At 64.8% G+C, this 8885-nt stretch carries 11 protein-coding genes; 8 read left to right on the top strand and 3 right to left on the bottom strand.

Annotated features, from left to right (window positions below):
• Both EOA36_RS18405 and EOA36_RS18400 read left to right on the top strand, forming a co-directional pair.
• On the top strand, nucleotides 1-849 hold an 849-nt coding region (locus EOA36_RS18405), incomplete at its 5' end, for an adenosylhomocysteinase (RefSeq protein ID WP_127278849.1).
• A gap of 48 nt (nucleotides 850-897) precedes the next feature.
• Nucleotides 898-1668: an IclR family transcriptional regulator gene (locus EOA36_RS18400; RefSeq protein WP_127278848.1), complete on the top strand. Its 771-nt coding sequence runs from the start codon at nucleotides 898-900 to the stop codon at nucleotides 1666-1668.
• A 105-nt stretch (nucleotides 1669-1773) separates the two neighbouring features.
• On the opposite strand, the gene EOA36_RS18395 is transcribed toward EOA36_RS18400, so the two are convergent.
• The gene (locus EOA36_RS18395) at nucleotides 1774-2253 is read right to left on the bottom strand and encodes a DUF2127 domain-containing protein (protein WP_127278847.1); all 480 of its coding nucleotides are present in this window, start codon (nucleotides 2251-2253) and stop codon (nucleotides 1774-1776) included.
• Between the two features lie 46 nt (nucleotides 2254-2299).
• Between EOA36_RS18395 and EOA36_RS18390 the strand changes: the two genes are divergently transcribed.
• The gene (locus EOA36_RS18390) at nucleotides 2300-2842 is read left to right on the top strand and encodes a phosphatase PAP2 family protein (RefSeq protein WP_127278846.1); all 543 of its coding nucleotides are present in this window, start codon (nucleotides 2300-2302) and stop codon (nucleotides 2840-2842) included.
• Between the two features lie 121 nt (nucleotides 2843-2963).
• Nucleotides 2964-3416, top strand: a complete 453-nt coding sequence (locus EOA36_RS18385) for an SRPBCC domain-containing protein (RefSeq protein WP_127278845.1) — start codon at nucleotides 2964-2966, stop codon at nucleotides 3414-3416.
• 98 nt (nucleotides 3417-3514) lie between these two features.
• Here EOA36_RS18385 and EOA36_RS18380 read toward each other — a convergent pair whose 3' ends face one another.
• The gene (locus EOA36_RS18380; protein WP_245464399.1) at nucleotides 3515-4381 is read right to left on the bottom strand and encodes a helix-turn-helix transcriptional regulator; all 867 of its coding nucleotides are present in this window, start codon (nucleotides 4379-4381) and stop codon (nucleotides 3515-3517) included.
• An 87-nt stretch (nucleotides 4382-4468) separates the two neighbouring features.
• On the opposite strand from EOA36_RS18380, the gene EOA36_RS18375 reads away from it, so the two are divergent.
• Complete coding sequence (locus EOA36_RS18375; protein WP_127278843.1) at nucleotides 4469-5353, top strand: SDR family oxidoreductase; 885 nt, start codon at nucleotides 4469-4471, stop codon at nucleotides 5351-5353.
• A 265-nt stretch (nucleotides 5354-5618) separates the two neighbouring features.
• On the opposite strand, the gene EOA36_RS18370 is transcribed toward EOA36_RS18375, so the two are convergent.
• Nucleotides 5619-6317 (bottom strand): RibD family protein, encoded by a 699-nt coding sequence (locus tag EOA36_RS18370; protein WP_127278842.1) that lies wholly within the window; start codon nucleotides 6315-6317, stop codon nucleotides 5619-5621.
• Between the two features lie 137 nt (nucleotides 6318-6454).
• Between EOA36_RS18370 and EOA36_RS18365 the strand changes: the two genes are divergently transcribed.
• The 3 genes from EOA36_RS18365 to EOA36_RS18355 form a co-directional block, all read left to right on the top strand.
• Complete coding sequence (locus EOA36_RS18365) at nucleotides 6455-7015, top strand: dienelactone hydrolase family protein (protein WP_127278841.1); 561 nt, start codon at nucleotides 6455-6457, stop codon at nucleotides 7013-7015.
• Nucleotides 7016-7281: 266 nt separating this feature from the next.
• Entirely contained in the window at nucleotides 7282-8229 is a 948-nt protein-coding gene (locus EOA36_RS18360; RefSeq protein ID WP_127278840.1) for a substrate-binding domain-containing protein, read from the top strand.
• Nucleotides 8230-8448: 219 nt separating this feature from the next.
• Nucleotides 8449-8885, top strand: a 437-nt coding sequence (locus EOA36_RS18355) for an ATP-binding cassette domain-containing protein (protein WP_145969210.1), incomplete at its 3' end; no start/stop codon positions are given.

The raw sequence follows: 8885 nt of genomic DNA, 5'->3' as shown, positions 1-8885 counted from the left end.
GCCAAGCCCGACATGCTGCTCGACAATGGCGCCGATCTTGCCGCCGGCATCGTCGAGCGGGGCAGGGCGGCATCGATCCTGGGCGGTACCGAGGAGACGACATCGGGCGGCGACCGGCTGCGTGGCGAGCTGGCCGGCAAGGTGCCGTTCCCCTCCATCGTCATCAATGACAGCCCACTGAAGGCGATCGGCGAGAACAAGCACGCGGTCGGCCAATCGGTAGTGGAAAGTTTCATGCGCATCACCAATCTGATGATCCCCGGCCGCCGCTTCTGCGTCATCGGCTATGGCTGGTGCGGGCGCGGCATCGCGCAATATCTGCGAGCGCTGGGCGGACGCGTCGCCATCGTCGAGATCGACGAGATCAAGGCGCTGGAGGCGGCGCTCGACGGCTACCGCGTGGCGCCGCTCGCCGACCTGGCGCCATGGGCGGAAGTGTTCATCACCGCCACCGGCCGCGCCGGCGTGCTGCCGGCGGCGGCGATTTCGCAAACGCGGGATGGCGCGGTGCTGGCCAATTCCGGGCATTTTCCGTGGGAGATCGACACTGAGGGTCTCGCTGCCATGACCAGCGTCGTCACCGATCTGGACGGCGCTCTACGGCGTCTCGATCTCGCCAATGGGCGGCATGTCATCCTCGTCGCCGAGGGACGCATGTTCAACCTTGCCGGAATCGAGCCGAAGGGCAATTCGATCGAGTCCATGGATATCGGCTTCATGCTGCAGGCGCTGTCGCTTGAGCGTGTAGCCAAGGGCGCAGGGTTGGCGGCGGGCGCGCAGCCGGTGCCCGACGACATCAACCGGCGCATCGCCCGGTTGATGACGGCTTCGATGGGAGCCGCCTTGTAGCTATGGTAGGCCCATGATTCTAGGCTGGTCCGAGAAGGATTATGGGGCATGGCTGGCAAGACCGCGGAAGCGCCGGACTATTCGGTTCCGGCCCTGGAAAAGGCATTCGACATCATCGAACTGCTGGCCGAGCAGAAGGACGGGCTGAACCAGGGCCAGATTTCCGAAGCGGTCGGACGCTCGATCCATCAGATCTACCGCGTGCTGCAGGCGCTGGAGCGGCGCGGCTACATCTTCCGCGACCGCCCGGCCGGGCCGTATTTCCTGTCGCCGCGCCTGTTCGAACTGGCGCACCGGCACGAGCCGCTGCGCGGCCTCGTCCAGGCGGCGCTGCCTTCGATGCGGCGGCTGTCCGACGCCATCCAGCAATCCTGCAACCTCGGCGTCCACAATGCCGGCAGGGTGCTGATCCTGGCGCAGGTGGAAAGTCCGGCGGCGTTCGGCTTCCGCGTGCGCGTCGGCGCCGAGTTTCCGCTGTTCGGCACCGCGACCGGGCGCACGCTGATGGCGTTCCAGCCGCAGGACAGAGTCAATCAATGGCTGCAAGCCTCCGGCATTGCTGACGAAAAGGGCGATGTGCGTGAGGCGCTTGCCGGCATTCGCGCCGCCGGCCACGAAGAGGTGGCGGACGGGCTGCAGCCGGGCGTCATCGATCTTGCCTTCCCGGTCATCGGGCCGTTCGGCCATTCGGTCGCGGCACTCACCGTGCCCTATGTGGCGACCACCTACAGCATGCTCGACCTTGCCACCGTGCGCCGCCATGCCGCGCAAGCGGCGCACGAGATCGCCCTCGTGCTGGCGCCCGAGCCCTCGCAATAACGACGGCAACCGCAGGGACGGGCAGGCCGCCGCCGTGGTGTGTGATGATGCCTCGCTGTCCTCCACGGAGGATCTTGCAAGCGTGGTGTCGCCAACGACGCCCCCCTAACGGCTTGCCACCTTGTGGCGCAGAACGAGGCGGTATTCGTGCCAGATCAGCCAGATGACGACGAGGTCGAATATGGTGAGCACGATCAGCCCCGCGGAGCGGGTATAGCTGAAGCGGTAGAGCTGGTAGACGATGAACAGCAGCAAGGCGACCAGCGAGGCCGGATAGGCCCACAGCTTCCCCCTCAGCAGCCCCGCCACCAGGGCAATCTTGATGAGGCCATGGCTGAGAAGGTAAAATGCGTAGAAATGCTGCGTGCCGACGGAGAAATGGTTCGCCGCGTCCATCAGATGGCCGGCGATGAAATCATGCGGGTCCTCGACCAGTTCTTCCTGCGTCAGCCTGTTCACCAGCGACACGATGGTGCTGGTGCTGACAAAGGCGAGGAGCAAGCCGCCGACGCATTCGATGAGCGCATGTGCGCCCTTTAGCAGCAGGCTGACTTCGAAAATCTGGTGGACACGCTGCTCGTTCATGGCTCTCCTGCCATTTGGTGTGGCGGCTCGACGATAAGGTGAATTGATGGACGTGACGGCTACACATTGGATCAATTCGGCGGCGGGAATAAGCCCGGCGCTGGATCTGATCATGATCTCGGTGACGAAATTCGGTGTCCCGCTCCTGATCGCCTGCGTGGTCCTGCAATGGTGGAGCAGGACGGACCGGACCCACGTCCGCCATGCCGCGATCGCGGCGGGGTTGTCTTTCCTGATCGGACTTGGCGCCAACCAGATCATCCTGCTTTTCGTGCATCGCGTGCGTCCCTACGACGCCGGTGTGACCCATCTCATCATTCCCGCCAGCGCCGACTGGTCGTTCCCCTCGGATCACGCGACGGCGGCTTTCGCCATCGTTGCCGCATTCGCCCTGCAGGCGCTTCCCGGACGCGCGCTGATTTTCGGAGCCGTGGCGGTGCTGATCTGCTGGTCGAGGCTGTTTGTGGGCACCCATTACGTCACGGATGTGCTTGGCGGTGCCTTGATCGGCATTGCCGCGGCGGTGCTCGTCCGCGTCCTCTACCGTGAGGATTCGCGGCTCGACCGGCTGGCGACAAGTATCCTGTGATGGAAATCGGTCGTCGAACAGGCCTTGCGTGCAATCCTGCCGGGGCAAGTTCGGAAAGACCGGTCCATAATGTTGCCCGGCGTGGTTCCGGTCGCGTCGCTGCAGCAATGTCGCTGCATTCGTGACCGGTTCCCTCGACACCACGCCGATCGTCAAGGCCATCGCCATCGATGCCGACCCGGCCAAGGTCTGGCGGGTGCTGACGACGCCGGCACTGATCGCGCAATGGATGTCCGACGAAGAGCTTGATGTCAGCCTCGAGGCGCATGCCGGCGGCGCGATCGTGATACGCGGCGTGCTGCATGGCATGCCGTTCGAGAACCACGGCGCGGTCCGGGCCTTCGAGCCGGACAAGAGCTTCGCCTACAGCTATTGGAGCACGCTGTCGGCCTCGCGCCTGGCTGATATGCCGGAAAACCACACTGTGGTCGGCTTCGCACTCGAGCCGGCGGATCAGGGAACGCTGCTGACCTTGACGCTGAGCGGCTTCGCCGAACCGTCGATCCGTCCGCATGCCAATCTTTACTGGGGGCCGACCTTGCGGATCCTGAAGGCGATGTGCGAACGCCCCTAGAGCCGTTCCGCATTTCACGGAATCGCCGAACGGCTCTAACTCTTTGTTTTTACGCAATCCCGAACGGAAAACCGTTTCACACTTTTCCTGGAATTGCTCTAAGGCGTGGTGGGCTTCATCGACGGGTCCGTCGCGTCTCGCTCCTTGCGGCGCCGGGCGAGGTCGCGGATGCGGTCGGCGACCTTGCTGTCCACCGGGTTGTAGACGGTCAGGCTGAGGTCCGGCCGGCCATCGACCGCGAAGGCCGAATATTCGAGCTCGATGTCGCCGAGTTCGGGGTGCTTCAGGCGCTTGGTCCCGTCGCCATGGGCGAGCACGTCGTTCTCCCGCCACAGGGCGGCGAATTCGGGGCTGGCGCCGCACAATTCCTCCACCAGTTGGGCGACCTCGGACACCGCGCCGGCGCGCGCCGCATCGGCCCGGAACGCGCCGACCACGAAACGGGCAAGGTTCTCCCAATCGTGCTGCTTGGCGCGGATGGCGGGGCTCAGGAACATGAAGCGCAGTATGTTGCGCTGGCCGGCGGGCAAGGTGCTGTAGTCGGTCATTACGACTTGCGCGGCGCTGTTCCAGGCGACGACATCCCAGGTCGCCGTCTTGATCAGGGCAGGGCTTGCCTCGAGCGTGTCGATCAGGCGCTGCAGCCTGGGGCTGACGCCGTCGGCGCGGAGGTAGCGGACCTCGGGCGGGCGCCCCAGCCCCAGCATGAAAAGATGTTCGCGCTCGGCCTCGGTCAGCAGCAGGCCCTTGGCGATGCGGTTCAGCACGTCGGCCGAGGGTGCGCCGCCGCGGCCCTGTTCCAGCCATGTGTACCAGGTCGGGCTGATGTTGGCGCGCTGGGCAACCTCTTCGCGGCGCAGCCCAGGCGTGCGCCTGCGCCCGGAGAAGCCGAACGACGAGGGGTCGAGCCGGGTGCGCCGGTCTTTCAGGAACGCAGCGAGCGAGCCGTTGGAGGCGTTGGGCATCCTGTTAGCCATTATACCATGATAAGATCACTACTTTAATGGAATAATAGAGCAGCGATATTACGCAGGCAACCCAGGAGATTTTGCATGCGTATCTTTCTCACCGGCGCGACCGGCTTCATCGGTTCGGCGCTCGTTCCCGAACTTCTTCAGGCCGGCCATCAGGTGGTCGGCGTTACCCGTTCCGAGGCGGGCGCGCAGGCGTTGGCAGCCGCCGGCGCCGAGGTGTATCGCGGAACCCTCGAGGATCCGAAAAGCCTGCGCGACGGCGCGGCCAAGGCTGAGGCCGTGATCCACACCGCGTTCGACCATGATTTCTCGCGGTTTGTCGAGAATTGCGAAAAGGACAGCCGTGTCATCGCCGCGCTTGGCGAGGCGCTCGCCGGCTCCGACCGGCCGCTGGTGATCACGTCGGGCGTCGGCATGGGCAGCCCCGGCCATGGCCAACTGGCGGTCGAGGATGTCTTCAACGCCGGTCACGCGAATCCCCGCATCGCCTCGGAACTCGCCGGCAATGCCTTGTTGGAGGCCGGCATCAATCTTTCGGTACTGCGCCTGCCGCAGGTGCATGACACGAGGAAGCAAGGCCTCATCTCGCCGCTCATCGAGATCGCGCGCCAGAAGGGCGTTTCGGCCTATGTCGGCGAAGGCCGCAATCGCTTTTCGGCGGGCCATGTGCTCGACGCCGCGCGCCTCTACCGGCTCGCGGTGGAAAAGCGCCAACCCGGCGCGCGCTATCACGCCGTCGGCGAGGAAGGCGTCGAGGTGCGCGCGATCGCCGAGGCGCTTGGCCGGGGCCTGAACCTGCCGGTCGTTTCGATCGCGCCGGAAAAGGCGGCGGAGCATTTCGGCTGGATGGCGATGTTCGCCCCCATGGACCTGCCGGCCTCCAGCGCGCTGACCCAGGCGCGGCACGGCTGGCATCCGACCGGCCCGACGCTGATCGCCGATCTCGACGCCATGCGATACTGATGGGTGGTAGCAACGTTCGGAATTGGCCGAGGCTTCTAAACTTCGTCATCCCAGGGCGCAGCAGGAGCGAAGCTCCGTCGCGGAGACCCTGGGATCCATTCCGTGACCTGGGCCGAAGAGCGCAGCGGAGCAGAATTCTTCACTGTGGCGGGGCTCAGGAGTCCCGGCATGGATCCTCGGGTCTGCGCTGCGTCGCTACGCTCCTTGCTCCGCCCGTGGATGACGAAACGATGGAGGCATGCAGTCCAAAAACGCAAGCACGAGATCAGCCAGCGCTGACAGCATAGCGCAAGTGAACAAGCCCGTGCGCCAGTGCTTCGCAACTCGTCAGAGACAGTTGCATCTTGCTCGCCAGGCCGGCCTCGCCGAACTCGACAAAGCCCTGGTTCGCCGCCCGCGCATCGAGCGCGGGGGCAATGAGAAGGCTGAGCTCATCGACAAGCCCGGCCGCGAAGAAGGAGCCGTTGATGCCGGCGCCGCCTTCGAGCAGCAGCCGGCGGATGCCGAGTTCGCGCCCGAGCACGTCGAGCATCGCGGCGAGATCGATGTCGGGCGTTTGCGAAACGACATAGGACACGCCGTCGGCTGCCAGTTCGGCCAGATGGCTGTCCTGGACATCACGCCCGAGCAGCACCACGACATGATCGCCGCCGATGTCGGGCTTGGCAAAATGCAGCTTGCCGGAGGCATCGAGCGCCAAGGCATAGCTGCCCGCGTCGCGCCGCGCGAAATGATGCGGCCGCTCGACCTTGCCAGCATGCGCCGGCGGGTGCGCGCCGGCCTTGCTCATCTCGGCCATGGTGACGCGGCCGACGATCCAGGCGTCGCCTTCGAGGTCGTTGTGGATCTGTTCATAGAGGCCAGACCATTCGGCCCGGCTGCCGTCGGGGCTTTCGGTATAGCGGCTCGGATGAAGGCCGCCGTCGAGCGAGGCAAGCATATGGCAGATGATGTGCGGCTTCATATGGGTGTCTCCGTTTGTCGGCGTTGGCCAGTCCAAAGGTAATGCCGGGTCGGAAAAATGGAAGTCGACGTGGCGTGCCTTGAGGCTCCAAGCCCCGGCAGGTAGCATGACGGGATTTCAGCGACCCGGACCAGAGCATGGCGAACATGATCCTGTTTCACTCGGTTCTTGGCCTGCGCCGGATCGAACGTGATCTTGCCGAGCGCGTCCGCGCCAGCGGCCATGCCGTCACGCTGCCAGACCTTTATCAGGGTGCGGCGACGGACGATCTCGATGAAGGATTCGCGATCAAGGCACGGATCGGTTGGGACGCCATCTGCCTAAAGGCGCGGGAGGCTTTGGCCTCGACGCCGGGCGATGCGGTGCTGGCCGGCATCTCGATGGGCGCCGGCGTGGTGGCGGAATTCTGGGCGTCGCGTCCGCTGGCCGCGGGTGTCCTGCTGTTGCATGGTTTGGCGACCGTGCCTGCGAACACGCGCCCGGGCCTGCCGGTTCAACTGCATGTCGCGGACACCGATCCACTTTTCCCCGAGCCGGATGTCCGCGCCTGGCAGGAAAGTGCGGAGGCAGCGAGAGCGGATGTGCAGGTCTTCCGCTATCCAAACTCGGGACATTATTTTTCCGACCCGGCACTGCCCGACTATAATGGAACGGCCGCCGCGCAACTTTGGAGCCGCACTTTGACGTTCCTGACATAGAAGAGCCTTCAGGCCCCAAGAATCCAAAATTCAGACAATTCCGACAAGTCGCTGTCCGGCTCTGTTATATCGATGTTGCACAAACGGTTGACCCTGGGTTAGCATCCTCTTGTTGACGCCGATCGGAGGAGTTTTGGCGGCGGTCAGCTGGAGCGGCATGCGTTCTTGGCGCAAGGAGGATGCTCCAACACTTTAACCGGCGCATGATCCTTCCTGAAACCGGTCCCGGTTTTTAGGGACAGTGCGCTTCTGTGGAGGAGGAACCCATGAACAGACGCGAATTCCTGATGACGTCCGTGGCCGCGGGCGCCATGATGCTGGCCGCACGCTCGGCTTTCGCCGAGGACAAACTCACCATTCTCGGCTCGGTGCCCAGTCTCGGCTTTCCGTTCTTCGTGCACATGCTGAACGAGATCAAGGCCGAAGCGCAGGCGCAAGGCGTCAACCTGACCGAGAGCGACGGCCAGAACTCGGCCACCAAGCAGACCGCCGACATCGAGGCGGCCCTGGTGCAGAAGGTCAACGCCATCGTCATCTCGCCGCTCGACGTCAACGCGCTGGCGCCAGCCATCGAGGAAGCGGTCAAGGCCGGCGTTCCCGTGGTGACGATCGACCGCCGCGTCGACGGTGTCCAGGGCATCCTTGCCCATGTCGGCGCCGACAATGTGAAGGGCGGCGAGGCGGAAGCGAGCGCCGTGGTGGCGGCATTCCCCAATGGCGCCAAGCTGTTCCACCTGCAGGGCCAGCCGGGCGCGGGTCCCGCGATCGACCGCAACAAGGGCGTGCACAATGTGCTCGATCCGCTGAAGGACAAGTACCAGATCATCTATGAGCAGACCGCCAACTTCGCCCGCGCCGAGGCGCTGACGGTGACGGAAGCCGGCCTTGCCGCCAACGGCAAGCCGGACGCCATCATCTGCGCCAATGACGACATGGCGCTGGGCGCGCTCGAAGCGTGCGCCGCGCGCAACTTCACCGACGTCAAGATCTACGGCTTCGACGCGCTGCCCGAAGCGCTGGTCGCCGTGCGCGACGGGAAGCTCGCCGGCACGGTCGAACAGTTCCCCGGCAAGCAGTCGCGCACCGCCGTGCAGATCGCGGTCGCCTACGCCAAGGACAAGACCGAGCCGAAGGAAAAGCTGGTACTGTTGACGCCCATCGTTATCGGCAAGGACAATTTGGATAAGGCGGAGCGTCTGAACGAGACGAAGTAGGCTGGATTGGTGAGGCCGGTGGGGCACGCCCCCCTCTGGCCTGCCGGACATCTCCCCCACGAGGGGGGAGATCAGCAGCTTCTTTCGACCGCGCCTCTCTTGCAACGTTTGAGATTGGCGAAAGCCTTCACGACATCCAATCTCCCCCCTCGTGGGGGAGATGTCCGGTAGGACAGAGGGGGGCGTGCCCCGCTGCCTGCCGCAATCCGGGAGCCATCCTTGCCAGCTGAAGCCGCATCCCCCGTCCTGCTTGCCGTCGAAGGCGTCACCAAGCATTTCGCCGGCGTCACCGCGCTGAGCGATGTTTCGCTCGATGTCCATCCCGGCGAAATCCTCGGCCTGCTTGGCGAAAACGGCGCGGGAAAATCGACGCTGTTGAAAATCCTGTCCGGCGTCATGCCGCCGTCCAGCGGCCGCATCACCTTCGACGGCGCCGACTATCAGCCGGCGAGCCCGCAGGACGCCAAGCGGCTGGGCATCGTCACCATCTACCAGGAGCTCAGCCTGATCCCGACGCTGACCGTGGCGGAGAACATCTTCATCGGCCGCGCGCCGACCGGGCCGCTTGGCCTGGTGAGCTGGCGCAGGATGGAGCAGGATTCCCGCGCCATCATTGCCCGCGTCGGTCTCTCCATCGACCCGATGACGCCGGTGTC

Source organism: Mesorhizobium sp. M8A.F.Ca.ET.021.01.1.1 (assembly GCF_003998025.1).
Lineage (GTDB): Bacteria > Pseudomonadota > Alphaproteobacteria > Rhizobiales > Rhizobiaceae > Mesorhizobium.
This window is presented reverse-complemented; position numbering and strand designations above follow the sequence as displayed.

What these genes read in the sequence shown, in the direction of transcription:
- EOA36_RS18390 (WP_127278846.1), top strand. Translation starts at nt 2,300, where the DNA reads ATGGACGTGACGGCTACACATTGGATCAATTCGGCGGCGGGAATAAGC.
- EOA36_RS18365 (WP_127278841.1), top strand. Translation starts at nt 6,455, where the DNA reads ATGGCGAACATGATCCTGTTTCACTCGGTTCTTGGCCTGCGCCGGATC.
- EOA36_RS18370 (WP_127278842.1), bottom strand. Translation starts at nt 6,317, where the DNA reads ATGAAGCCGCACATCATCTGCCATATGCTTGCCTCGCTCGACGGCGGC.
- EOA36_RS18360 (WP_127278840.1), top strand. Translation starts at nt 7,282, where the DNA reads ATGAACAGACGCGAATTCCTGATGACGTCCGTGGCCGCGGGCGCCATG.
- EOA36_RS18375 (WP_127278843.1), top strand. Translation starts at nt 4,469, where the DNA reads ATGCGTATCTTTCTCACCGGCGCGACCGGCTTCATCGGTTCGGCGCTC.
- EOA36_RS18380 (WP_245464399.1), bottom strand. Translation starts at nt 4,381, where the DNA reads ATGCCCAACGCCTCCAACGGCTCGCTCGCTGCGTTCCTGAAAGACCGG.
- EOA36_RS18400 (WP_127278848.1), top strand. Translation starts at nt 898, where the DNA reads ATGGCTGGCAAGACCGCGGAAGCGCCGGACTATTCGGTTCCGGCCCTG.
- EOA36_RS18395 (WP_127278847.1), bottom strand. Translation starts at nt 2,253, where the DNA reads ATGAACGAGCAGCGTGTCCACCAGATTTTCGAAGTCAGCCTGCTGCTA.